The sequence below is a fragment of the Paractinoplanes abujensis genome, assembly GCF_014204895.1.
GTDB classification, from domain to species: Bacteria; Actinomycetota; Actinomycetes; order Mycobacteriales; family Micromonosporaceae; genus Actinoplanes; species Actinoplanes abujensis.
Window position 1 is genome coordinate 7,970,670 of the sequence record NZ_JACHMF010000001.1, and the last position, 24,083, is coordinate 7,994,752.

At 70.3% G+C, this 24,083-nt stretch carries 24 protein-coding genes and 2 tRNA genes; 18 read left to right on the forward strand and 8 right to left on the reverse strand.

What is annotated here, in order from left to right; translation table 11 throughout:
- The first annotated feature begins 15 nt into the window (after positions 1 to 15).
- A complete protein-coding gene (locus BKA14_RS36675; RefSeq protein WP_184955329.1) occupies positions 16 to 1,113 on the forward strand; it encodes a branched-chain amino acid aminotransferase in 1,098 nt (365 codons plus the stop codon).
- A gap of 5 nt (positions 1,114 to 1,118) precedes the next feature.
- Here BKA14_RS36675 and BKA14_RS36680 read toward each other — a convergent pair whose 3' ends face one another.
- Positions 1,119 to 1,865, reverse strand: a complete 747-nt coding sequence (locus BKA14_RS36680; protein ID WP_184955330.1) for a tyrosine-protein phosphatase — start codon at positions 1,863 to 1,865, stop codon at positions 1,119 to 1,121.
- A gap of 248 nt (positions 1,866 to 2,113) precedes the next feature.
- On the opposite strand from BKA14_RS36680, the gene cimA reads away from it, so the two are divergent.
- On the forward strand, positions 2,114 to 3,685 hold the full coding sequence (gene cimA / locus BKA14_RS36685; protein ID WP_184955331.1) for a citramalate synthase: 1,572 nt from the start codon (positions 2,114 to 2,116) through the stop codon (positions 3,683 to 3,685).
- A 3-nt stretch (positions 3,686 to 3,688) separates the two neighbouring features.
- Entirely contained in the window at positions 3,689 to 4,069 is a 381-nt protein-coding gene (locus BKA14_RS36690; protein ID WP_184955332.1) for a RidA family protein, read from the forward strand.
- On the opposite strand, the gene thrS is transcribed toward BKA14_RS36690, so the two are convergent.
- From thrS to arfB, 4 genes are all read right to left on the reverse strand, one after another.
- Positions 4,047 to 5,243, reverse strand: a complete 1,197-nt coding sequence (gene thrS / locus BKA14_RS36695) for a threonine--tRNA ligase (RefSeq protein ID WP_184955333.1) — start codon at positions 5,241 to 5,243, stop codon at positions 4,047 to 4,049. The two genes, BKA14_RS36690 and thrS, sit on opposite strands and share 23 nt — an antisense overlap.
- A 206-nt stretch (positions 5,244 to 5,449) precedes the next feature.
- Positions 5,450 to 7,069, reverse strand: a complete 1,620-nt coding sequence (locus BKA14_RS36700) for a PAS domain S-box protein (protein ID WP_239092541.1) — start codon at positions 7,067 to 7,069, stop codon at positions 5,450 to 5,452.
- Between the two features lie 378 nt (positions 7,070 to 7,447).
- A complete protein-coding gene (locus BKA14_RS45370; protein WP_184955334.1) occupies positions 7,448 to 8,758 on the reverse strand; it encodes an alpha/beta fold hydrolase in 1,311 nt (436 codons plus the stop codon).
- Complete coding sequence (gene arfB, locus BKA14_RS36710; protein WP_184955335.1) at positions 8,758 to 9,195, reverse strand: alternative ribosome rescue aminoacyl-tRNA hydrolase ArfB; 438 nt, start codon at positions 9,193 to 9,195, stop codon at positions 8,758 to 8,760. The genes BKA14_RS45370 and arfB overlap by 1 nt, the downstream gene beginning before the upstream one ends.
- A gap of 27 nt (positions 9,196 to 9,222) precedes the next feature.
- Here arfB and BKA14_RS36715 point away from each other — a divergent pair, with 27 nt between their 5' ends.
- The 8 genes from BKA14_RS36715 to BKA14_RS36750 all read left to right on the forward strand — a co-directional run bounded on the left by BKA14_RS36715 (position 9,223) and on the right by BKA14_RS36750 (position 16,529).
- Positions 9,223 to 10,539, forward strand: a complete 1,317-nt coding sequence (locus tag BKA14_RS36715) for a M16 family metallopeptidase (RefSeq protein WP_184955336.1) — start codon at positions 9,223 to 9,225, stop codon at positions 10,537 to 10,539.
- Entirely contained in the window at positions 10,539 to 11,882 is a 1,344-nt protein-coding gene (locus BKA14_RS36720) for a M16 family metallopeptidase (protein WP_184955337.1), read from the forward strand. The genes BKA14_RS36715 and BKA14_RS36720 overlap by 1 nt, the downstream gene beginning before the upstream one ends.
- Before the next feature lie 52 nt (positions 11,883 to 11,934).
- Positions 11,935 to 12,945, forward strand: a complete 1,011-nt coding sequence (locus BKA14_RS36725) for an endonuclease/exonuclease/phosphatase family protein (protein ID WP_184955338.1) — start codon at positions 11,935 to 11,937, stop codon at positions 12,943 to 12,945.
- A 32-nt stretch (positions 12,946 to 12,977) separates the two neighbouring features.
- Entirely contained in the window at positions 12,978 to 13,991 is a 1,014-nt protein-coding gene (locus BKA14_RS36730; RefSeq protein WP_184955339.1) for an endonuclease/exonuclease/phosphatase family protein, read from the forward strand.
- 357 nt (positions 13,992 to 14,348) lie between these two features.
- A complete protein-coding gene (locus BKA14_RS44600) occupies positions 14,349 to 14,468 on the forward strand; it encodes a GNAT family N-acetyltransferase (protein WP_239092547.1) in 120 nt (39 codons plus the stop codon).
- 40 nt (positions 14,469 to 14,508) lie between these two features.
- Entirely contained in the window at positions 14,509 to 14,820 is a 312-nt protein-coding gene (locus tag BKA14_RS36740; protein WP_184955340.1) for a hypothetical protein, read from the forward strand.
- A gap of 61 nt (positions 14,821 to 14,881) precedes the next feature.
- Positions 14,882 to 15,715: a hypothetical protein gene (locus BKA14_RS36745; protein ID WP_184955341.1), complete on the forward strand. Its 834-nt coding sequence runs from the start codon at positions 14,882 to 14,884 to the stop codon at positions 15,713 to 15,715.
- A 163-nt stretch (positions 15,716 to 15,878) separates the two neighbouring features.
- Positions 15,879 to 16,529 carry a hypothetical protein gene (locus BKA14_RS36750; protein WP_184955342.1) on the forward strand — a complete coding sequence of 217 codons (651 nt, stop codon included), beginning with the start codon at positions 15,879 to 15,881 and terminating at the stop codon, positions 16,527 to 16,529.
- Positions 16,530 to 16,547: 18 nt separating this feature from the next.
- On the opposite strand, the gene BKA14_RS36755 is transcribed toward BKA14_RS36750, so the two are convergent.
- Positions 16,548 to 17,489, reverse strand: a complete 942-nt coding sequence (locus tag BKA14_RS36755; protein ID WP_184955343.1) for a 3-methyladenine DNA glycosylase — start codon at positions 17,487 to 17,489, stop codon at positions 16,548 to 16,550.
- A 181-nt stretch (positions 17,490 to 17,670) separates the two neighbouring features.
- Between BKA14_RS36755 and BKA14_RS36760 the strand changes: the two genes are divergently transcribed.
- From BKA14_RS36760 to BKA14_RS36775, 4 genes are read left to right on the forward strand one after another with little or no spacing between them, the layout of a single operon-like run.
- Positions 17,671 to 18,597 (forward strand): ABC transporter ATP-binding protein, encoded by a 927-nt coding sequence (locus tag BKA14_RS36760; RefSeq protein ID WP_239092546.1) that lies wholly within the window; start codon positions 17,671 to 17,673, stop codon positions 18,595 to 18,597.
- Positions 18,594 to 19,436 carry an ABC transporter permease gene (locus BKA14_RS36765; RefSeq protein WP_184955345.1) on the forward strand — a complete coding sequence of 281 codons (843 nt, stop codon included), beginning with the start codon at positions 18,594 to 18,596 and terminating at the stop codon, positions 19,434 to 19,436. Before BKA14_RS36760 ends, BKA14_RS36765 begins: the two co-directional genes overlap by 4 nt.
- A gap of 17 nt (positions 19,437 to 19,453) precedes the next feature.
- The gene (locus BKA14_RS36770) at positions 19,454 to 19,717 is read left to right on the forward strand and encodes a helix-turn-helix transcriptional regulator (RefSeq protein ID WP_184955346.1); all 264 of its coding nucleotides are present in this window, start codon (positions 19,454 to 19,456) and stop codon (positions 19,715 to 19,717) included.
- A gap of 40 nt (positions 19,718 to 19,757) precedes the next feature.
- Entirely contained in the window at positions 19,758 to 20,549 is a 792-nt protein-coding gene (locus BKA14_RS36775; protein WP_184955347.1) for a fumarylacetoacetate hydrolase family protein, read from the forward strand.
- On the opposite strand, the gene BKA14_RS36780 is transcribed toward BKA14_RS36775, so the two are convergent.
- Complete coding sequence (locus tag BKA14_RS36780; RefSeq protein ID WP_184955348.1) at positions 20,520 to 21,272, reverse strand: TetR/AcrR family transcriptional regulator; 753 nt, start codon at positions 21,270 to 21,272, stop codon at positions 20,520 to 20,522. The two genes, BKA14_RS36775 and BKA14_RS36780, sit on opposite strands and share 30 nt — an antisense overlap.
- A 46-nt stretch (positions 21,273 to 21,318) precedes the next feature.
- On the opposite strand from BKA14_RS36780, the gene BKA14_RS36785 reads away from it, so the two are divergent.
- The 3 genes from BKA14_RS36785 to BKA14_RS36795 all read left to right on the forward strand — a co-directional run bounded on the left by BKA14_RS36785 (position 21,319) and on the right by BKA14_RS36795 (position 22,419).
- A complete protein-coding gene (locus tag BKA14_RS36785; protein WP_184955349.1) occupies positions 21,319 to 22,116 on the forward strand; it encodes an NmrA family NAD(P)-binding protein in 798 nt (265 codons plus the stop codon).
- Positions 22,117 to 22,184: 68 nt separating this feature from the next.
- Positions 22,185 to 22,256: transfer RNA gene (locus tag BKA14_RS36790), tRNA-Gln, on the forward strand.
- A gap of 90 nt (positions 22,257 to 22,346) precedes the next feature.
- Positions 22,347 to 22,419: transfer RNA gene (locus tag BKA14_RS36795), tRNA-Glu, on the forward strand.
- 981 nt (positions 22,420 to 23,400) lie between these two features.
- On the opposite strand, the gene BKA14_RS36800 is transcribed toward BKA14_RS36795, so the two are convergent.
- A complete protein-coding gene (locus BKA14_RS36800) occupies positions 23,401 to 24,075 on the reverse strand; it encodes an MBL fold metallo-hydrolase (RefSeq protein WP_184955350.1) in 675 nt (224 codons plus the stop codon).
- Positions 24,076 to 24,083 lie beyond the last annotated feature (8 nt).

The following is a 24,083-nucleotide window of genomic DNA, read 5'->3' on the forward strand; positions in this document are numbered from 1 at the left end:
GCAGGTCCACTTGTCATGAGCGGTGGTGACAACCTCGAGTTCGAGATCCGTCCGAACCCGGCACCCGTGGCAGATGCCGAGCGCTCCGCGCTCCTCGCCAACCCCGGCTTCGGCCGCATCTTCACCGACCACATGGTCACGATCCGGTATGCCGACGGCAAAGGGTGGTACGAGCCCCGCGTCGAGGCCCGGGCCCCGATCCCGATGGACCCGGCGTCCGCCGTCCTGCACTACGCGCAAGAGATCTTCGAAGGCCTGAAGGCGTACACGCTGCCCGACGGCGGCATCGCGATGTTCCGGCCCGACGCGAACGCGACCCGTTTCGCTCAGTCGGCCCAGCGCATGGCCATGCCGCAGCTGCCCGAGGAGACGTTCCTGCAGTCGCTGCGCGAAATCATCGCCATCGACCGTTCCTGGCTCCCGCCGGGCGACGAGGGCAGCCTCTACCTGCGCCCGTTCGCGTACGCCAGCGAGGTCTTCCTGGGGGTGCGGCCCTCGATGGAATACCTGTATCTGGTGATCGCGTCCCCGGTCGGGCCCTACTTCTCGGGCGGCGTCAAGCCGGTGTCGGTCTGGGTGACCCCCGACTTCACCCGCGCGGCCCCCGGCGGCACCGGCGCGGCCAAGTGCGGCGGCAACTACGCGGCCGGGCTGTCGGCCCAGGCCGAAGCCATCGAGAACGGCTGCGACCAGGTCGTCTATCTCGACGCGGTCGAGCGCAAATACATCGACGAGCTCGGCGGCATGAACGTGTTCTTCGTGCTCGACGACAACAGTCTGGCCACGCCGCCGCTGACCGGCACGATCCTGCCCGGCATCACCCGCGACTCGGTGATCAAGCTGGCCGAGCGGGCCGGCCGCAAGGTGGTCGAGCGCCCGGTGAGCTTGGACGAGTGGCGTACGGGGGCCGCTTCGGGCGCCATCCGTGAGGCCTTCGCCTGCGGCACCGCGGCCGTGATCACCCCGATCGGCTCGGTCAAGTACGCCGGCGGCGGATTCACGGTCGCCGACGGCGGCACCGGCGAGGTCACCTCCGAGCTGCGCAAGCAGCTGGTCGACATCCAGCGCGGCCGCGCCGAGGACCCGTTCGGCTGGGTCCACCGGGTGCTCTGAGCGAGTTATGCCGGCTCCAGCAGGTGGGCGCGCATAGCGGCCACCTGCTGGTCGGTCAGGCCGATCTCGGCCACGTAGTTCTCCACCGAGCCGTGCAGGGCGCGCAGGTCGTCGAGGAACATCCGCATGGCGGCCGGCGGGGAGTCCCACATGTGCTCCTTGCCCAGCACTGCCGACGGGTGCTTCTCCAGCAGGTAGTCCGTGAGCGGCTGCATCGCCTGCGTGGTCAGGGCGTAGTCGGCCGCGATGTCCTCGTCGGACACACCCAGCAGCGACAAGGCCAAGGCGCAAACCGTGCCCGTACGGTCCTTGCCCGCCATGCAGTGCACGATCACCGGGGCCTGCGCGGGGTCGGCGATGATGCGCAGCGAGGCCAGGATCGCCTCGCGTCCGTCCTCGGCGAAGTTCAGGTAGCGGTCGGCCAGCCAGCGCTCGTGCACGACCTCGTCGGGGTGGTCGATCGTCTCCCAGTCGACGTGGTTGAGCACCAGATTTTCATAGGCCAGCCCGTAGCGCTCGGCCACCCGGCCGTACTTCTCGATCTCGAACGGCCGGCGCAGGTCGATCACCGTGCGCACGCCGAGCGCCTCGAACGCGGCCGCGTCGTCCTCGCCGAGCCGGTGCAGCGCGTCGGACCGGAAGAGCCGGCGCCAGCGGACCGTACGCCCGTCGAGACCGGGGTAACCGCCCACGTCGCGGAAGTTGTAGGTCGCCGAGAAGCCGAGGTTGCGGGGGAACTGTTCGACTGCCACGAACCCAACCTAACCCGCCCGATCGAACGACGCTGTGACGTAGATGTGTCCCCCGGGCGAGCGACCCTGTCTCATTCAGTGGATTTCCTGTTCCACATCGCCGAGGGCGTGGCACACTTCGGGACGTGACCCACCTCGTGCTCATTATTGGCACCTAGCGCGCCGGCTGACTCCTCGCCGACGCGCAGACCTCCCGCATCCGCCGGGGGGTCTTTTTGTTGGTCACTATCACCTCGAAGGGAACCCCCATGGAGTACCAGGTCTTCGACACGACGTTGCGCGACGGCGGGCAGCGTGAGGGGATCAGCTACTCGGTCGCCGACAAGCTGGCGGTCGCGAAGCTGCTGGACGAATTCGGTGTGGGGTTCATCGAGGGCGGCTGGCCCGGCGCGATGCCCAAGGACACGGAGTTCTTCCAGCGCGCCAAGACCGAGCTCGACCTGCAGAACGCGGTGCTCGTGGCGTTCGGCGCGACCCGCAAGGCCGGCGTCGACGTGGCGCAGGACCCGCAGGTGCGGGCCCTGCTCGACGCCGAGACGCCGGTGGTCTGCGTGGTCGCCAAGAGCGACATCAGGCACGTCGAGCGCGCGCTGCGCACGACCGGCGACGAGAACCTGGCCATGGTCCGCGACACCGTACGGCACCTGGTCGCCAACGGCCGCCGCGCGTTCGTCGACTGCGAGCACTTCTTCGACGGTTTCCGCCACGACCCCGAGTACACGGCGAGCGTCGTCCGTACGGCCATCGACGCCGGGGCCGAGCGCGTGATCATGTGTGACACCAACGGCGGCATGCTGCCCTCGATGATCACCAAGGCCATCACCGAGGTCGTCGAGCGTACGGGGGTCTCGGCCGATCTCCTCGGCATCCACTGCCAGAACGACACCTCGTGCGCGGTGGCCAACACGGTCGCCGCGGTGGAGGCGGGGGTCAAGCACTTCCAGTGCACCGCGAACGGATACGGCGAACGGCCCGGCAACGCGGACCTGTTCGCCACGGTCAGCAACATCCAGCTCAAGCTCGGGCTGCAGGTCCTACCGGACGGCTGCCTGGAGAAGGCGACGCGGGTGTCCTCCGCGCTCGCCGAAATCGCCAATATCGCCCCCGACACCCACCAGGCCTACGTCGGGGCCGCGGCCTTCGCCCACAAGGCGGGGTTGCACGCGAGTGCGATCAAGGTGGATCCGCTGCTCTACAACCACGTCGACCCGTCGGTTGTGGGCAACGACATGCGGATCCTGGTGACCGAGATGGCCGGCCGGGCCAGCATCGAGCTCAAGAGCCGCGAGCTCGGGATCGACCTGGCCGGCCATCCGGAGACGCTGAGCACCGTCACCCAGCGGGTCAAGGACCTGGAGGCGGGCGGCTGGTCGTTCGAGGCCGCCGACGCGTCGTTCGAGCTGCTCGTGCGCAGCGAATTGCCGGGTGAGAGCTTCGCCCGCCCGTTCAGCCTGGAGTCGTACCGGGTGCAGGTGGAGCACCGCGAGGACGGTTCCGTGGTCTCCGAGGCGACGGTCAAGGTCCGCGTACGGGGGGAGCGCGTGATCGCCACCGCCGAGGGCAACGGCCCCGTCAACGCGCTCGACGAGGCCCTGCGGGCCGGGCTGACCCAGTACTACCCGCAGCTCAAGAACTTCGAGCTGACCGATTTCAAGGTACGCATCCTCGAGGGCAGCCACGGCACCAACGCGATCACGCGCGTGCTGCTGGAAACCGGCGACGGCGAGCGCGACTGGACCACTGTCGGCGTGCACGAGAACATCGTCGAGGCCAGCTGGGTCGCGCTGGTCGACGCCCTGACCTACGGCCTGGCCGAGTAGGCAGTGCGAATCTTCAGCGGTTCGGTGTTCGAGGAGCAGATCGGGTACGCCCGAGCCGTGGTGTCCGGCGACCATGTGTACGTCTCCGGCACCACGGGCTTCGACTACGCCACGATGACCATCCCCGACGGCGTGGTCGAGCAGGCCCAGCAGGCGATCGACAACATCGCGGCCGCCCTGGCCGAGGCCGGGTGCGAGCTGTCCGACGTCGTACGGGTGCGGTATCTGCTGCCGGCCCGCGAGGACTTCGAGCCCTGCTGGCCCGTCCTGCGCCAGGCCTTCGGCGAGATCCGCCCGGCCGCCACCATGATGGTGTGCGGCCTGGCGGACCCGCGCATGCGGATCGAGATCGAGGTCGACGCTAGGGTTTCGCCTCCTCGCTGAGCTTGCGGATCGCGGCGGCCACCGGCATCGCGGGCACCTGGCGGCCGTCGCGGTGCCGCAGCGCGACCAGGCCGTCCGGCGCCTCCCGCTTGCCGATGATTCCCGCGTACGGGATCCGGCTCTCCGCGGCCTCCCGGATGCGCGCGCCGATGGAACCTTCATGGGCCACCGAGACCCGCAACCCGGCGGCGATCGCTTCCCGGGCCAGCGCGTCGGCCTCCGGGGACTCGGATTCCGAGACGGGCAGCACGGCCAGCTGCACGGGGGAGTACCAGAGCGGGAAGGCGCCGTCGTGCACCTCGATCAGGTGCGCGAACAGCCGCTCCAGCGAGCCCGCGAGGCTGCGATGAATCATGACCGGCCTCGATCGCCCGCCGGACGAGTCGGCGTACTCCAGGTCGAACGCCTCCGGCTGGTGGTAGTCGATCTGAACGGTGGCCAGGCTCCACTCCCGACCGGCGGAGTCGGCCACCTGCACGTCGATCTTCGGTCCGTAGAAGGCCGCCTCCCCCCGCACGGCCTGGAACGGGATGCCCTGGACTTCGAGTGCTTCGCGCAGCAGGGCCTCGGCGGAAGCCCAGCCCGCCTCGTCGCCGCCGTACTGCTTGCCTTCGCCCCGCAGCGACAGCTGGAACGAGGACGGCTCGATGCCCAGCGCCGCATGCACCTGGCGCATCAGCCCCAGCACGTCGGCCACCTCCGCCGCGGCCTGCTCGGCGGCGCAGAAGATGTGGGCGTCGTTGAGCTGGATCGCCCGCACCCGGGACAAGCCGCCCAGCACCCCCGAGCGCTCGGCCCGATACATCGGCCCCAGCTCGGCGATCCGCAACGGCAGATCACGATAGGACCGCCCGCGCGACTTGTAGATCAGCGCGTGATGCGGGCACTGGCTGGGCCGCAGCACCAGCTCGTCCCCGCCCATGGCCATCGGCGGAAACATGTCCTCGGCGAAATTGCGCCAGTGCCCCGATTTCTCGAACAGTTGCCGCTTGCCGAGTGCGGGCGAATACACGTGCTGGTAGCCGTGGCGGCGCTCCAGCTCATGCAGATAGGACTCGACCGCGTGCCGAGCCGCGGCGCCGGCGGGCAGCCAGAACGGCAGCCCCGCCCCGATCAGCGGATCGGAGTCGAACAGGTCGAGCTCCCGCCCGAGCTTGCGATGGTCGGCGTGCATCAGTTCTCTCCCTTGGATGTGCGGGCGAGAAACTCCGGACACGCGAAACGGCCCCGGCAGCTCGCCCGGGGCCGTTGTTTTCGCTGTCGAAGGTCAGCGCAAACACACGCCGGGACACCCCGGCGTCGTCGTCAGCACCAACCTGTAGCTCATACGCCCGATGCTAGAACCGGTGCAGCGGCACCGTCATCCGATTAACGCCAGGCCTAGTAGCGGAACTTGTCGCGGGCGCTGCGCCGGTTGAGCCCGGCGGGGACAGGGACGGCGCCATGAGACAGCGTCTCGGCCGGCTCATGGCGCGGGGGGAAATCCCGCACGGTCACCACAAACCCCTGGACCAGGCGATCCCCGCGCAGGTCGCGATACGTTGCCTCGACCGGCGCCCGGGTGCCGTCGGCCCGCACCAGCGAGCAGAACAGCACGCCGTCGCCGGAGCCGCCGAGGGCCTGACGCAACCGATGGCGATCGTCCGGGTCCACCAGATCATCGAGAGTGGCCAGTGGTGGCAGGTCGTCGGCGCCGAGCAGGTCACGTAGCGACGGACTGGCGTACCGGATGCGCTGGTCCTCGTCGATCACGACCATGATGTCCCCGCTGTTGCGGATCACTGTGCGCAGATAGAGGTCGCTGTCGCGCCGGCCGACCGCCTCGACCAGGGTGATGCGCTCCAGCGCGAGGGCGGCCTGCGCGGCCAGCACCTCGAGGGTGTCGCGGGTGGCGGCGAGGACGTCGCGGCGGCCCACCAGGACCAGGGCGCCGCCGCCGGGCCGGGCGACGGCGAGCGGCTCCAGCCAGAGCGGGCAGACCAGCGTGGCGGAGTCGTCGTCCCCGCCCTCGACCCACCAGCTGCGCGACGACGGGCCGGTCGCCACCTCCCGCGCGAGCTGACGGTCGTCGCCGGCGAGAACACTCCGGCAGACCGCGCCGGGCGGCATCAGCTGGGCGACAGCGGCCCGGACGGCCCCCTCCACGGCCTCGGCGTCGGTGGCGGTGACCAGCGCGGCGCTCGCCTGCCGGAGCCCGCGTTCGCGGGTCAGGGCCTGGCCGTTCAGGGTCACCGAATCGGTCAGCCGGGTGATCGTCAGCAGCAGCGTGACCGCCCCGGCGACGGCGATCACCACGCCGTCGGCGACGCTGCCTTGCACGGCCTCGACCAGCAGCACCACCGGCGGAGTGGCGACGGAGATGCCCAACAGCGCCGCCCAATGCCCGCGCCACGGGCTCGGGCGCGGCACCGCGGGCTCGGTGAGCCGCACCATCGACGGATGCAGCGCCGCGGCTCCCCAAGCCAGGTAGAGCACCACGAACCCCAACTCGCTCCACCGGCCCGGCCACAGCGGCTGCGCGATGTCGCTGACCAGCACCCCCACCGCGCCGGCGACCAGCAGCACGGCCGAAAGGTTGCGGCCCACGGCGACCAGCACCCGGGCCACCACCGCGAGGAGCAGCAGGGCGCCGATGACGTACGCCCCCGAGACGCCGCCGATCCGGCCCGCGTCGCCCACGACGAACACCCAGACCACCAGCAGCGTCGAGCACCCGAAGGCCAGCAGGTCGATCAGCCGGGCCCGGTCGACGAGAATCGCGCCGATGCCGGTGAACCGCAGCAGACTCCACGCGATCAGCACGAACATGACGTAGAAGCAGATGTCGGCCGCGCCGGGCCGGCCCACCGCGGTCAACACATCGCCCGCGGTGCTCGCCACGAGGGCGCCGGCCAGGAGCAGCCAGGGCCCGACGCGGGCGGGCCGGTAACGACGCACACCGAAAACGATGGCCGCCGCGCTACCGAAGCCCAGCACCATCCATTCCAGAGCCCTCAACACGCCTTACTACTACCAGCGCCGTAGCAGGGTGTCCACGCGCCCTAACGCGGAGCGCTGTCGTCGACCTCAGCCGCCAGCCCACCTCCACCACACTCCTCAGGCGGGGCAAAGGCCCGGACAGTGCCGTTTGTGCCGCGCGATGTTGCCGTCGTCAGTAAGGGCGACCACGCGATGACAGACCGAGCAACGGCCACGCTTGGGCCGGCGGATCCGTCCATCGGCTTCGAGGCAGTCGGCCGGGAGAACGCGCTCAACGCCCGCCGGTGCGGGTGAAAGTTCCTCTACGGGCTTTCCGCCTCGCTGGGCGCCTTTACGTGGCGCGTTTCTGTGGAGCCCGCAGCCGGCTCTCTTTCTGGCCGTCGGTGCATTGGTAGCGCTTCAGAACCGCAGATCCCACCTGCCCGGGACGAGCCATTGGCGGGACAGCTTGCCGAGCAGCTCGCCGCGCCGCGGGTCGAACTTGTCCCGCCGTTCGTGCGCCACCAAAAACGTCTCGGCGACCACGTCCTCCGCGAGCTGCGGTCCCACCCGCCGCGTGCAATAGACCTGCAGGTCCCGGCCGTACCGGGAGAACATGCCGGCCAGATCGTCCGCCCCCACGACCATCCCAGTGCCGGTCGTGGAGCCGTCCGATCCGACAGGTCTTATCCGCGCTGTCATACCTGTGCTTGCTCCGGCGGGGCGTTCATGTTCCCGATTCGACGACCAGTTCTGGAACTGCCGGACCAGCCGGGCGACAGCGGCCAGGCTCTCCGGTGATCGCAGCGACGGCGGCTCGTGCTCCGGCCGCCACCACACGTCGCCCTGAACGAAACTGAGCATCTCGCGGCCTTGATCGTCGATACCGAGGAAGCGCGGCGCACCGCTCCAGTCCTGTAGCTCGAAGTGGCGCAGCAGGCGGCGGACGAACTCGGGATCGCGGGGCGGCGACTTCCGCACGGTCTCCCCGATCTGCACGACGTCGCTGACGAAGCCGCCGGCCAGCGGTCGCTCGGCCAGGAAGTCGAGGATCAGGCGGGCCGTCTCGTCGGGGGCCTCCAGGTGCACGTCGTGGCCGACGCCGGGCACGACCACCCGGCGGGCCGCCATCCGCTCGACCTCGCCGGGCGGGATCGCGCCGTGTTCGCCGAGGATCTGGAGCACCGGGACGGTCAGGCTCTCCCATTCGCGCCAGCGCGCCACCGCGGCCACGGGAGCGATCGCAGCCTTCATCACGCCGGGGTCGAAGCGGGGCCACAAACCGTCGGGGCGCCGTTCGAAATCGGCGATCCAGGCCTCGGTGATCGGGCGGTCGCCCAGGAACGACCGGGCCGCGGCCTCGTCGGCGAAGGGGACCGGCCACGAGGCGAAGTAGGCGCGCAGCCGTTCGGGATAGTCGTCGGTGGAGCCGCCCACGCCTCCTTCGATCATGACCAGACCCCGTACGAGGGAAGGGTTGGCCGCGGCCGTGAGCATCGCGGTGTGGGCGCCCATCGACTGGCCCACGAGGAAGGCCGGCTCGTCGAGCAGGGCCACCACATCGGCCACGTAGGCCGCACGCGACACATCGGCCGGATGGCGCTCGTGGTGGCCGTGGCCGCGCTGATCGGGCACGAGGACCCGGTGGCCGGCCGCGGTCAGACGCGCGGCCAGCGGGGCCATCTCGTTCGCGCTGCCGGCCAGGCCGTGCAGAACTACTACCAGCGCCATCAGTCGGGATACGAGCGCCGGTTGCGTTTGGTCTCGCCGCGGCGTTTCTTCTCGGCGATGCGGCGTTCGACCGAGCCCTTGGACGGCCGGGTGGCCCGCCGCACGCGGGGTGGCGCCGCGATGGCCGAGGCGACCAACCCGGCCAGCCGGGCCGCGGCCGCTTCCCGGTTGCGCAGCTGCGAGCGGTGCTCGGACGCGGTGACGGTCAGCACACCCTGCACCAGGCGATGGCCGAGACGCTCGGCGGCGCGTTCCTTGAGCATCGGCGGCAGCAGGCTTGATCCGCCCAGATCCCAGGACAGTTCGACCCGCGAATCGGTCGTGTTCACCCCCTGGCCGCCGGGGCCGCCGGAGCGCGAGAAGCGCCAGGCGAGCTCGGCCGCCGGGATCGTCAGCCGATCATTGACCCGGACGTCATCCACCACGCCGCCCAGCATGGCACGCGCACAAGGCAGTATGAACGGGTGACGTCCCCAACTACGCCGGCCGTCGTGACCGGCTATCCGTGGCCCATCGAAACCACGCGCCTCGACAACGGCCTGCGGGTCGTGGTCAGCGAGGACCGGACCGCCCCGGTGGTCTGCGTCAATCTCTGGTACGACGTGGGGTCGCGCCACGAACCCGCCGGCCAGACCGGTTTCGCGCATCTGTTCGAGCACCTCATGTTCGAGGGCTCCCAGCACGTGGCGAAGACCGAGCACATGCGTCTCGTGCAGGGCAACGGCGGCTCGTTGAACGCGACCACCAACCCCGACCGCACCAACTACTTCGAGACCATGCCGGCCGAGCACCTGGAGCTCGCGCTGTGGCTGGAGGCCGACCGGATGGGCGGCCTGGTGCCCGCGCTCACCCAGGAGACGCTGGACAACCAGCGCGAGGTGGTGAAGAACGAGCGCCGCCAGCGGTACGAGAACGTCCCGTACGGGGATGCCTGGCTGCGCCTGCTGGCTCTGCTCTATCCGGAGGGCCACCCCTACCACCACGCCACGATCGGCTCGATGGAGGACCTCAACGCGGCCTCCCTCGACACGTTCAAGGCCTTCCACCAGCAGTACTACGCGCCCAACAACGCCGTGCTGACGGTGGCCGGGGACGCGTCGCCGGCTGAGGTGTTCGCGCTGGCCGAGAAGTACTTCGGTGTGCTGGAGCCGGTCTCGTCGATCCCGCCGGCGCCGCACAGCCACCTGCCCGGTCCGGCCACTTCCCCCGTACGGGAAATGGTGACCGCGGCCGTCCCGGCGCCCCGGATCTACGTCTCGCACCGCACGCACCCGTTCGGCACGGCCGGCTACGACGCGATCACCGTGCTGGCCGCGGTGCTCGGCAACGGCCGCGGCAGCCGCCTCTACCAGCGCCTGGCCGACGGGGCGAGGATCGCGCAGCCCGACTACATCGGGTCGTACGGGGTCGATCTGGCCCACGCCCCGGCGCCGCTGATCATCACCGCCACCGCCAAGGACGGTGTGCCGGTGGAGACGCTGGAGGAGGGGCTGACCGAGGTGATCGGCAGCCTGGTGACGGAGCCGGTGACCGAGGAGGAGCTGTCGCGGGCCAAGGCGCTGCTGACCACCGCGTGGTGGCGGCAGGTGTCCACGGTGGGCGGCCGGGCCGACACGCTCTCGCGCTACACGACCCAGTTCGGCGATCCGGGCGCGGCGGGGTATCGGCTCCCGCAGTGGCTGGCGGTGACCGCGGACGACGTGACCGACGCCGCCAAGTACGCCCTCAAGCCCGAATCCCGGGTCACGTTGACCTACCTGCCCGAGAACGGGGAGAACTGATGACGCTGATCGCCACCCGGCCCGAGCCCGGCGAGGCCCGGCCGTACACGTTCCCCGACCTGCAGCGCGTCACCGCGGGCGGCGGCGTCGTGATCGGCGCCCACCTGCCCGGCCAGGCCCTGGCCAGCGCGATGCTGCTGGCCGACGCGGGCGCCGCCCGGGAGGCCGCGGGCCGCGAGGGCACGGCCACCGTGCTGGCCAAGTCGCTGGAGGAAGGCACCCAGAAGCGCGACTCGGCGGCGTACGCGATCGCCTTGGAGAGCCTGGGCGCCGAACTGTCGCCGTCGGTCGACTGGGACACGTTCCGCGTGGGGGTCTCGGCGCCGGTGCCGCAGCTGCTCGAGGCAGTACGGCTGGCCGCCGAGGCGGTGCGCACGCCGCGGCTCGACCCGGCCGACGTCATCCGGGTCCGCGACGACGAGGTGACCGCGCTGCGGATGGACTGGGCCCAGCCCGGCCCGCGGGCCGACGCCGCCCTGCGGGCCGACCTGTTCGGCCCGGACGTGCGGTTCGGCCGCCCGATGCACGGCGACCCCACCTCGATGGCCGCGGTCACCGTGGACGATGTGGTCGCCCACCAGTCCTGGCTGGGCCGCCCGTCGGTGCTGCTGGTGGCGGGCGACCTGAGCACGCTCGACCTCAAGGCTCTGGGCGAGGCCGCGTTCGGTGGCGTCGAGGGCAACCCCCTGACGGCCGAGCCCGCGCTGGACGTGCCGGTGCGTTCGGAGCGCAAGGTCCTGCTCGTCGACCGGCCCGGCTCGGTGCAGTCGACGCTGCGCATCGGGCACCGTTCGCCCGAGCGGGCCACGCCCGACTTCGTGGCCATGACGCTGGCCGCCACGGTGCTCGGCGGCGCCTTCACGTCCCGCCTGAACCACCTGATCCGCGAGGTCAAGGGCTACACGTACGGCATCCGGGGCGCGTACGCGATGAGCCGGCGCTTCGGCCGTTTCGAGGTGGCGGCCGGGGTGCAGACCGCGGTGACCGTGCCCGCCATCGTCGACACGATCGGCGAGATCGCCCGCACGCAGGAGCTCGGCGTGACCGAGGACGAGCTGGCCGTCGCCCGGTCCTGGCGGGCCGGGCAGCTGTCGGTCGAGATGCAGACGCCGGGCTCGATCGTGGGTGCGCTGAGCACGCTGGTCGTGCACGGCCTGCCCGACGACTACTACCCGGCGCTGCGCTCGCAGTATCTCCAGACGCCGCTGGCCGAGGTCAGTGCGGCCGCCGGACGGCACCTGCACCCGCACGGCCTGACCCTGGTCGTCGAGGGCGACGCGGCGGTGATCCGTGACGAGCTGGTGGCGGCGAAGATCGGCGACGTGGTCGACGCGGAGATCTGAATCACGCGGGACTTCAAGGAAGCGGCCAGCTTCTACCGATAGCTTTGCCGCCATGACGATCACCACGACACCGTCCGAGGTCCGGCCGGGCCGGCGGGTGAGGCGCTCCGCGCTGCTCATCCTGCTGGCCCTGCCGGCCCTGGCCTGGGCGGTGGTGCGGCTGTTCGGCTGGGAGCACGGGTTCCTCGTGCAGCTGGTCGCGTTCACGCCGTACGCGGCCGCGTGGTCGCTCGTGCCGCTGGCGATCGCCCTGCTGACCCGCACCTGGCCGGCCGCCGCGGTGGCCGCACTGGCCACGGTGCTGCTGGCGGTGGCCGTGCTGCCCCGGGCCGTGCCCGACCGCGACAAGGGCCCGGCCACCGGCGTCCCGATCACCGTCATGACCGTCAACATGTTCATCGGCGCGGCCGACCCGGCGGCCGTGGTCCGTCTGGTGCGCGAGCACGACGTGTCGGTGCTGGCGGTGCAGGAGTTCACACCCGAGTCGGCGGCCGGGCTCAGCGCGGCCGGGCTCGACGAACTGCTGCCGCACCACGCCCTGGCCGACGAGATCGGCACCACCGGGTCGGGCCTCTACAGCCGGTTCCCGTTGACCGATCAGGGTTCGCGACGCGGCGACGGCGGTGGGCTGCAGGACGGCAACCTGCAGGCCTACGCCACCATTCAGCCGCCCGGCGCCGGCCCGGTCTTCCTCGAATCGGCGCACCCGCTGGCGCCGTACGCGCTGGCGGCCGAACAGGCGTGGCGCTCCGACCTCGAGGCGCTGCCCCGGGCCGATCAGGCGGGCCCGCCCAAGCTGATCCTGGGCGACTTCAACTCGACGCTCGACCACGCCCCGCTGCGCGAGACGATCTCGCACGGCTACCGCGACGCGGCCGCGGCCACCGGCAAGGGGCTGATCGGCACGTGGGGGCCTTACGACGGGTTGCCGATCCCGCCGGTGACGCTCGACCACATTCTGGTGGACAAGCGGATCGGCGTACGGGAAACGTCCGTGCACTCCGTTTCGGGCAGCGACCACCGGGCATTGGTCGCGACGGTCACTCTTCCCGCCACTGCATAGTTGGTTGGCGTGGGGTGGTTAGCCTCGCCGCCATGACGATCACCAGCGCGCCGAGCGCCGGTCGTGAGGCCGGTCACCCCCGACGACGACGAAAGGCCGCGCTGACCGTGCTGTTCTGGCTGTTCATCCTCCCTTTCCTGGCCTGGGCCGTGCTCCGCCTCGGTGGGTGGGAACGGGGCCTGGTGGTCCAGTTGTTCGCCTTCACCCCGTACGTCGCGGCCGCGGCCTGGGTGCCGGCGATCCTGGCCCTGGCCACCAAGCGCTGGACGGTGGCCGCGGTGGCCGTCGTCGTCGCGATCGTGCTCGCCTCGGCCGTGCTGCCGCGAGCCCTTCCCAGCCGCGACAAGGGCCCGGCCCAGGGCGTGCCGTTCACCGTGATGACGTCGAACATGCTGTTCGGCAAGGCCGACGCGGCCGCGATCGTCAAGCTGGTCAGCGAGCACGACGTGGCCGTACTGGCCGTGCAGGAATTCACCACCGAAGGCAAGCAGGCGCTGGCCGACGCCGGGCTCGGCGCGCTGCTCCCGTACTCGTCGCTGGCCGACCAGCCCCGCGCGGACGGTTCCGGGCTCTACTCGCGCTACCCGATCAGCTCGCCCGGCGCACGCAAGAACGGCGGCGGCTTCATGCAGGCCCACGCGACCGTGCAGGTGCCCGGGGCCGGGCCGGTGCTGGTCGAATCGGCGCACCCGCTGGCCCCGTACGCCCGGTCGGTGCTCAAGCAGTGGCGCAAAGACCTGCTGGCCGAGCCGCGGGCCGATCAGAGCGGAACGCCGGTCGTGCTGCTGGGCGACTTCAACGCGACCCTCGACCACAGCCCGCTGCGCGAACTGATCGCGAGCGGCTACCGCGACGCCGCCGACACCACCGGCAAAGGCCTGATCGGCACCTGGGGCCCGTACGACGGCGACCCGATCCCACCCGTGACGATCGACCACGTGCTCGTGGACAAGCGGATCGGCGTACGGGAGACCAGCGTGCACAGAATCCCCCGCAGCGACCACCGCGCCGTCATCGCCGGGCTCACCGTGCCGGCCGCGCGATGACGGTCATCACCCGGCTGGCCAAGGTCACCGATGCCACCGAGATGGCCGAACTGCTGCGGGCCAACCGCGAGTTTCTGGCCTCCTGGGAACCCGACCGTTCCGAGCAGTACTTCACCGCGACCGGCCAGCGGCAGGTGCTGGGCGACATGCTGCGCCAGCACAAGACTGGCCTGACCGTGCCCCGCGTGATCGTCGAGGACGGCCGCCTGCTGGGCCGGATAGTGCCCTCGAACGTCGTCCGCGGCCCGTTCCTGTCGGCCACGCTCGGCTACTGGGTCGCCCAGCACGCCAACGGCCGCGGGCGTCGCGCGGGCGGCGGTCGCCCGCATCGTCCGGCTGGCCTTCGTCGACCTCGGGCTGCACCGCGTCGAGGCCGGCACCCTGACCCACAACAAGGCCTCGCAACGTGTCCTCAAGGTCAACCGCTTCCAGCCGTACGGGACGGCGCCGCGCTACGTGTGGATCGCGGGCGAATAGCGCGACCACCTTTGGTTTCAGCGCTTCGCGGAGGACTGACATGGAGATTCCCGGCCTGGGCCCGGTTGTCGAGGACGTCGACGCCGGCTGGTTCGAGAGCGAGCCGATCTTCGTGCCCGTGCTGGGCAAGGAATGTCGTTTCCACGTCGAGGGCTACGACGCCGGGCCGGACTTCCATGCCGCGATCCGCACGTTCCTGCCGCTCGACCGCGACGCGCTCCTTACGGCCGCCCCGATCGTTCCGCTGACGAGACAGCGATCAGCACCTACTCCGCGGTTCGTTCGGCCATCCGCTCGTCAAGGCTGCAAGTGCCCAGCTTGCGGCCGGTCGAGCGATAACTTGATCCATTAGGTCTTCGTTGGTACTGCGTACGGCTCCTTTCAACAGGGTCGGTTCCAGCGGAGAGGTAGCAGTGGCGAGACAACGAGGGCGCGCTGCAGCCGGTCGACGGCGGCCACCCCAGGACGACAAGCCCTGGTGGAAACGCCTCTACACGACGCTGGAGCTTCCGGCGGGCCTCACCGCCGCGGTCGTCGGGGCCGCCGTCGGCCTGTTCATCTATCGGGACGACGACAAGTCGCCGGCCGACATCGCAGCCGAGAAGCTGAGTGCGGCGCCGGGCCTCACGGTGGAGGGCTCCTACAATATCGTTCCCAACGACTTCCGGGTGCTCTCGCCGCCGCTGACGACTGCTCAGGAACAGGTGCTCGTAGACCCTTCGCAGACGAGGTCGTTCCTGCCGGAAAGCTGGCCACAGGAGATCGGCGGAGTCGTCTCGGGGGTGGACCCCGAAGGACGGCTCGGCACTCCCGCGCGGCTGCTGCTGACCGCCGGCGGTGTCGGCGAGGTACTGATCACGGGCGTTCGCAGCCGCACCCAGGAGCGCCGCGAAACGCCCGACGGCGCGTACATCCGGATGTCTCCCGAAGGCGACGTGAGCCCGATTCCCTCGGTCGACATCTCGCTGGACGACGCGGACGTCAACGTCGCCCAGGAGGACGGCCGTCCCTATCCCGCCGGCACCCAGCTCACGCTCCAGCCGGGCCAGCAGCAGTACCTCGACGTGTGGGCGCACGCCGCGGAAGGCGCCTACAAATGGACCGCCGAAGTCGGCTACCGGCAGGGTGGCGCCACCCGCTGGGTGCCAGTCGGGGCCGGTTTGACCAGCTTCGACACGGTTTCGCAGGCACCCGCCTATCAGCAGATGTATCGGTGGGGCGGGGGGAATTTCGAGCGTGTCCGCTAGTCGAGCAGTCCGGATGGTCCTGGCCGTCGTTGTCGGTCTGGGTGCCGGCGTCGCGGTGACCAGGGCGGTCCTGCGCGACGGCAGGGAGAAGCCAGGCCCTGCGACCGTGTCGGGTCCGACCCTGACCGCGGCGGAACGGTTGCCCCAGTTGCCAGGCCCGACGATGGCCGACGTCCTTCCGTTGCATACCGATCCGCCGTTCGGACCCGACGACCCGGGCAGCATCTACCTCGGCACTGTCAATGTCGGCGGGATGAGCGAAGCCGGCTACGACCGCAGCGGGCCGGACAACCCGGCCGACGAGGTGGATCCGAGCACGGAATGGCCGGCGGTGTCCTGCACCGAGGAGGCGTGGAGCGATTCGTGGTTCCCCGCCGGTCGTGCGTTCGCTTCCTACTCGCTACAGGATCGCGAGCTGGACGCGTTCATCTCGCTGCGGCAGCTCACCGTGGCCAACGGCCGCAAGCTGCGCGATGTCTTCCGCACGGCCAAGGACGAGTGCCCCTGGACTCAGGAGGCCGCCGCCTGCGGCGAAGAGGTGGGCCCGATCACCCTGCGCCGGGTGCCGTCGGATGCTTGGTCCGACTCCACGTTGATCTACAGCGTGGAGGACGAGGGCACGTCCCGATGCCGGCACCTGATCGTCTACATGCTGTCCGGACCGTTCATCATGATTCTGACCGTGTGGCCGGACGACCCGTACTACGCCGACGGAGACGGCTTTCAGAAGACTCTGGAGTCGACCGCACGCGCGGCTCAGGCGGCTGGGCGGCGGGCCGACGAGAAGATCGGCACGACATTCGTCAGGCGCTGACGGACCGTGGCAGGCCGCTCAGCGGCGGTTGGCCGGGGCCACGGCCTCGCGGTTGCGGGCCGCGGTCTCCGGCCCCATCAGTTCCTCGCAGACGCGGATGAGGCGGGCCCGCAGGGCGGCCGCGCGGCGGGCGAACTCGCGCTGGCGGGCCACGTACTCGGCCTTGCCCTCGGGGGTTTCGATCTTCACCGGGGGGTGCCCGTACGAGCTCAGGTCGTACGGGCTGGCCTGCATGTCGAGCAGGCGGATGTCGGAGGCCAGGGCGAAACAGTCGAGGGCCAGCGCGCCCGGCACGGCGGCGCCCAGTTTGGTGGCCCATTTGTGCACGTCCATCGCGGCGTGCAGGCAGCCGGGCTGGTCGAGGTCGACCTGGGTGGCCCGGGTGGGCTGCAGGCGGTTGAGCCCGACGGCCTCGGGGGTGAAGAAGCGGAACGCGTCGTAGTGCGTGCAGCGGATCGGGTGCTGCTCGACGACCCGGTCGGTCTCGGCCAGGCCGAGGCGCAGCGGCAGCGGGTGGCGGTGCTCGGGGTCGCGGTAGACCATGGCCCACTCGTGCAGGCCGAAGCAGCCCGAGAAGACCGGGCGGGACGCCGTGGCGGTGAGCAGGCCGTGGATGTAGCGCACACTTTCGCCGCGGGCGTGCATGTACGCATCCTGGTCGAGCGTGACCACGCCGTCGGGGTAGGTCATGTAGAACTTCCACGACGACTGCTCGGCCAGGCCGTCGGGGGCGGGCGCGAGGCCGGCGCCGACCCCGGGATGCCAGCGGCGCAGCACGGACGGGCGGGTGCCGTAGTAGTCGTAGAGGAAGTCCTCGATGGCGTGCTTCTCGCCGGTGGCCCGGCGGGCACGGTGGCCGGCGGTCATCTCGTCGGCCCGCTCGGCGTGGGCCCGGGCAAGGGGAATCCAGGTCACCGAGGGCAGCGTCGTGGTGAGCGCCCTCACCTGCTTGATCCCCATGGCTTCAGCGTATCCAGCCGAAGCGATCAACACGATCACCGTTAGGCGCGAATGCAATATGCGTCGCGGACGAAACCGGCGTAATGGTCCAAATCGGTCGGTTTTTGTGCACATGCCGAATGCCTGCTCAGTTATGTAGTACACCTACTACATTCTTGATAGTGTGCTCGACATGGGAGGAATGACTTTGACGGGGGCGCTCGAGTCGGGCCCGCGGATCCCGCCCGACGAGCGGGTCATCGACGTCCGCGATCTGCGAATGCGCTACGGGACGAGGGACGTTCTGCACGGTGTGAGCTTCGCCGCTCGGCGCGGTGAGGTGCTCGCGTTGCTCGGGCCCAACGGCGCGGGCAAAACGACGACGATCGAGATCCTCGAGGGCTTCCGCATGCGGTCCTCGGGCGAGGTGACCGTGCTCGGCGCCGACCCGGCCCGGGCCGGCGAGCCGTGGCGGGCCCGGGTCGGCGTGGTGCTGCAGTCCTGGCGCGACCACGGCAAGTGGCAGGTGCGCGAGCTGCTGGCCCACCTCGGCGACTACTACCGGCGCTATGCGACCGACGGCAAGCCGCGCCCCTGGCCGGTCGACGACCTGCTCGACGTGGTCGGCCTGACGGCGGCGGCGAAGACGCGGATCCAGCGGCTCTCCGGCGGTCAGCGCCGCCGGCTCGACGTGGCGATCGGCATCGTCGGGCGGCCCGACCTGCTCTTTCTCGACGAGCCGACGGTCGGCTTCGACCCGGCGGCCCGGCGTGAATTCCACGACCTGGTCCATCGGCTGACCGATGTGGACGACACCACGATCCTGCTCACCACGCACGATCTCGACGAGGCGGAGAAACTGGCCGACCGCATCCTGATCCTCAACGGCGGGCGCATCATCGCCGACGGCTCGGCCGACGAGTTGGCGCGGCGGGTGGCCGGTGAGAGCGAGATCCGCTGGACACGGGACGGGCAGCGCTTCGTCCATGCGGCCGCCAACCCGACCCCCTTCGTACGGGAATTGCTGGTGCAGCACGGCGACGCGGTGGAGGACCTCGAGGTGCGCCGCAACAACCTCGAAGAGACGTACATGCGACTGGTCCACGACTCGGAGGGGAGCGCGCGATGATCGAGACGGTGCGGGTCGGCGCCACCCGCGGGCTCATCGAGCTGCGCCAGACATTGACCAACGCACAGGACCTGTGGGGTTACTTCTTCCCCTCGGTGGGCCTGCTCATCACGCTCTTCTTCACCAACGACGCGCAGGTGCCGGGCACCAGTTTCTCGCTCGGCGCGGCCACGCTGCCCAGCTCGCTCGGCATGCTGCTGGCGTTCGGCGGCCTGATGTCCATCGCGCAGTATCTGGTCGTCGAGCGTGAGGACGGCACGCTGTTGCGGGCCAAGGCCATCCCCAACGGCATGACCGGCTATCTGGTCGGCAAGGTCGTCATGGTCGGCGGCATGACGCTCTTCTCGGTCCTGATCGTGCTGATACCGGGTCTGTTCCTGGTCGACGGCATCCAGATCGACCTCGCCGGCGTGCTGACCCTGGTCTGGCTGTTGCCGCTGGCCGTCGTGGCCACCATGCCGATCGGCGCGGCGATCGGCTCGATGCTGGAGAACCCGCGCACCCTCGGCCTGATCATGCTGCCGATCTTCGGGCTCGTCGCGATCTCGGGCATCTTCTATCCGATCACCGGCATGCCGGGCTGGCTCCAGGGGATCGCGCAGCTCTTCCCGATCTACTGGCTAGGGTTGGGCATGCGGTCGGTGTTTCTGCCCGACGCCCTCGCCGCGGTCGAGCTGGGCGACTCGTGGCGTCATCTCGAGACGTTCGGGGTCCTGGCCGTCTGGGCGGTGCTGGGCCTGCTGGTGGCGCCGGTGCTGATGCGGCGGATGGCGCGGCGCGAGTCGGGCTCGGCGGTGGCCGCGCGACGGGAGCGGGCGCTGGCCACGGTGGGTCGCTAGGTCGTTAGAGAGAGCTGATGGGCAGTAACGAGGTCACCTACAACAGGATTGCGATGCTTCGCGCCGAGCGCGGGGTCTCGCGGCGGCAACTGGCCGACGCTCTGGGGGTCCACTACCAAACGGTGGGCTACCTGGAGCGCGGCGAGTTCAGCCCCAGCCTCCACCTGGCCCTGCGGATCTCGCGCTACTTCGAGGTCCCGATCGAGGTCATCTTCTCGCTCGACCCGTTCCCGCGGCTGGGCGCGACCGCGAGCGAAAGGAACGGCGAGCGCTCGGCGTAGATTTCCCGTGAAGAGCCGCCAGCCGTAGAGGGGATCAACCGTGCGATTCGCCCGTTTTGTTCATGCCGGAGGAGTGTCGTTCGGCGTCGTCGAGGGTGACGCGTCGGGCCTGACCATCGCCGAGATCGGCTCGCTGCCGTTCGAGGAGGTCCGGTTCACCGGTCAGCGCTGGGCCCTGGCCGACGTACGCCTGCTCGCCCCGATCTTCTCCAGCAAGGTGGTCGGCGTCGGCCGCAACTACGCCGACCACGCCGCCGAGTTCGGCAACGAGGTGCCCAAGGAGCCGCTGATCTTCATCAAGCCGTCCACCTCGGTGATCGGCCCCAACGACGCGATCCGGCTGCCCCCGCAGTCGCAGCGCGTCGAGGAGGAGGGCGAGCTCGCCGTCGTGATCGGGGCCACCGGCGCCCGCCGCCTCGACCGGGCGGCCGCCGAGAAGGCGATCTTCGGATACACCATCGGCAACGACGTCACCGCGCGCGACCTGCAGCGCAGCGACCCGCAATGGACGCGGGCCAAGGGCTTCGACTCGTTCTGCCCGATCGGCCCGTGGATCGTCACCGGCCTCGACGTGAGCGACCTGGAGATCCGCGCCGAGGTCGGGCGCAACCCCGAGGCGCTCGAGACCGTGCAGCTGGGCCGCACGAAGGACATGGTGTTCGACGTGCCGACCCTGGTGTCGTACGTGTCGCACGTCATGACGCTGCTGCCGGGCGACATCATCCTGACCGGCACCCCCGCCGGGGTCAGCCAGATCACGCCCGGCGACACGGTGTCCGTCAGCATCCAGGGCATCGGCGAACTACGAAACCCGGTCGTCTCCCTCGACTGACCCTTCGATCCCGCGCAGCAGCAGGTCCAGGCCGAACTCGTAGGCGTCCTGGGCCTGCTCGTCGCCGCCCCGGTCGAAGGCGCCGGCGTTCCAGATCGACGTCATCGTGGGGTGCCGCTCGACGTCGAACCAGCTCTCCCACATCTCGCCGCGCTGCAGCCACCACTCGTCGGTGCTGAGACCGGTCGTACGGCGTAACAACACGCTCTCCGCCTCCTGCCGGGCCGCGGCGGTGATCCAGGACGTGATCGCGGTGGCGGCCGGGCTGAGGCGCCGCACCGGCAGGCCCAGCGTGGCCACGGCGGCCAGCATGAACTCGATCTCGGCGAGCATGCCCGGCCCGATCGGCGGCCGCGCCCGCGAGACCTCGGCCAGCCAGGGATGCGCGCGATACATCGCGAAGGTGCGCCCGGCGTAGTAACCCACGCGCTCCCGGAAGCTGCCCCCGGTGGTCAGGTCGCGCGCCCACAGCACGTCGTCGACCATCAGATCGACGAGCTCGGGCCGCGAGGGCGCGTACGTGTAGAGGCTCATCGTGGCCACCGACAGCTCGGTGGCCACCCGGGCCATCGACGCCGCCTCCAGTCCCTCGGCGTCGGCGACGCGGATCGCGGTGGCGACCACCACGTCGACGGTGAGCCGGGGCGGGCGGCCGACCGGTTTGCGGGCGGGCACGTGCCGCCGCCAGAGCAGCGGAAGGATCCGCGGGCTGAACTCCTCCATGATTTCGTATACCCTACGGTAAGTCGTTTCCTTAGGGGGTACGGAAATGAAGATCCTGGTCACCGGGGCCACCGCCAACGTGGGGCGCATGGTCGTCGACGAACTGCTGGCCCGCGGCGCCGACGACGTACGGGCCCTGACAGTCGACCCCGAACGGGCCGCGCTGCCGCCGGGGGTCGAAGTCGTGCGCGGCTTCCTGGGGCGGCCCGCGACAGTGCCGCTGAACGGTGTCGACGTGCTGTACCTCGCCCCGCACATCCCCACCGTGCACGAGGTGAGCCGGCTGGCCGCCGCGGCCGGCGTGCGGCGCATCGTCGACCTGGCCGGCGCCAAAGGCGACCACTGGCAAGAAATCGAAGACGGCGTCGAAGCCTCCGGCGTCCCCTGCACCCACCTCGAACCCGGCGAATTCATGGCCAACGCCACCCTGTGGGCCCCCCAGATCCAAGCCGGCGACGACATACGCGACGGCTACGCCGACTCCGCCAACGCGGCCATCGCCCAAGAAGACATCGCCGCCGTGGCCGCCCACGTCATCCTCACCGAGGGCCACGAAGGCCAGTCGTACGAACTCACCGGCCCCCAGACCCTGACCCGGCGCGAAAAAGTCGAAGCCATCGGCCGGGCCCTCGGTCGTGACCTCCGCTACATCGAACTACCCCACGACGAAGCGGTCGAGCAGCTACGCCCGGTCATGGGTGAATACGCCGAGTGGTACCTCGAAGGCGCCGCCCAGCTCGTCCAACGCCCCCAAGCGGCCACGGCGACAGTCGCCCAACTGCTGGGCCGACCAGCCAAAACGTACGAACAGTGGGCCCGCGACCACGCCGACCTGTTCCGATGACGGAACCCGATTTGGTGGGCCCTGCAGCGTCAGGTAAGGTTTTCTCTCGGCACGGGAAACCGGGCCATTGGGGTATGGGGTAATTGGCAGCCCGGCTGATTCTGGTTCAGCTAGTCTAGGTTCGAGTCCTGGTACCCCAGCGCTACCACTCCCACGAGGGAGGCGGCGCTGGACTTCTGATAGAGTTCGGCCCGTCGCCAACGCGGAAGCGGAAGCAACAAGCAAGTCCTGGCCCCGTCGTCTAGCGGCCTAGGACGCCGCCCTCTCAAGGCGGTAGCGAGGGTTCGAATCCCTTCGGGGCTACATTCGGGTTGAGCCCGTCCGCAGAAAGCGCGGACGGGCTCATTCCGCGTTCTGCCTGGGGGCCGAGCCCCCAGACCCCACGTTACGGTGCTTGCGGTGGTGGGGATGGTGGCGGCTTTGCGGGGCTTGGGGGGCTTCGCCCCTTGCCCCCGAAAGACCCTGCTGGCTACCGCTGAGCGAACGGCGCCCCTGAGCCGAGTCGGCGGCCAACCGCGGTCCGTGGCTGCCTCCCGGCAATTCCGGCGCGGGGTCGCTTCTCGTCCGACACCGGCCGTGGGTCGCCGCCAACCAGCGCCGGCGGGGCATTGATCAATGAGCGCCGGCCCGTGGGTCGTCTGCGACCAGCCCGCCGCGTGAGCCGTCCTCGACAGCCCCGCATCGTGGGGTGCGCCTCCACAAACGCCGATGTGGCCGCCCCGCCCCAAAGTTCAGCTCAATGGGCTGCATCCCACCGAATCTTGCCTCGTGGGTTCGTTCCTCGAGCCCGCGCCGTAGGGCAGCCGTCAGCAAACGCCGTTCCGTGAGCTCACCCGGCAAGCTCCTGCCGCGGTTGCTGCGTGGGGAGCCTCTCCGACAATCCCCGGACCGCGGGCACCTTTCCGGTACGCCCGCTCATGAGTTGCCCCTTGAAGAACGCCGCGCTCTGCAACCGCCGGCCCGCGGCAACACCGGTCCGCGGCCAACACCGGTCCCGGGCAACACCGGTCCCGGGCAACACCGGTCCTGGGCAACACCGGTCCTGGGCAACACCGGTCCTGGGCAACACCGGTCCCCGGCGACGCTGGCCCCGGTGATGCCCTAGTAACAGCGGCGCTCCACGCCGCCCGGCAACGTCGCCTTGTATGAACGCGGTCCTCGACTGACGCTGCCCTCAACAACCGATGGATCCCGGCGACGTTGCGAACGGGGGCCTCGATGAGCGCCGGCCTCTGGCGAAAGACGCTGCCTGAGCGAACCCGCCTCCGGGTCCTCACGGCGGTGTCAGGGGGTCCAGATCGCGTTGTCGTGGGCGAAATAGATGGCGCGGGGGTCCAGGGCGAGGAGGCGCGGCAGCCAAGAGGGCTGGGTGCCCACGGTGGCGTGGTGGCCGAGGGCGTCCGACGTGAAGAGGGTGGCGTTGTCGTGGCTTTGGCCGGCCACGATCACTGTGCCGTCGCGACGGCGGACCACGAGGGACTGGTGGCCTGCCGTGTGGCCCGGGGTGGGGACGATGAGGACGCCGGGGGCGATCTCGGCTTCGCCGGTGAGTTCCTCGATGTGGGCGCCGGGGTGGTCGACCAGGCCGGGCAGGGTGTGGCTTTCGGGGGCTCGGGCCAGGTCGAGTTCGGCTCGTTGGGCGAAGACGGGGCGGCCGGCCAGTTGAGGGTTGCCGCCGCAGTGGTCGAAGTGCAGATGACAGTTCATCACCATGCGGACGTCGGTGATGTCGGCGCCGGCGGCTTCGAGGGCCCGGGGCAGGGGCACCCGGGTGGGGTTGTACCAGGCGTCCACCTCGGGGTCGCTGCCCATGCCGGTGTCGACCAGGATCACGCCGGCCTGGGGGTGGTCCACCAGGTAGCCCAGTGTGGGCTCCACCCGGGGTGTGCCGGTGCCGGTTTCCGCGGCGGGGCGCACGAAGTAGCCGTAGTCGACCCGGCGTACGGAAATCTCGGTCACAGGCGTCA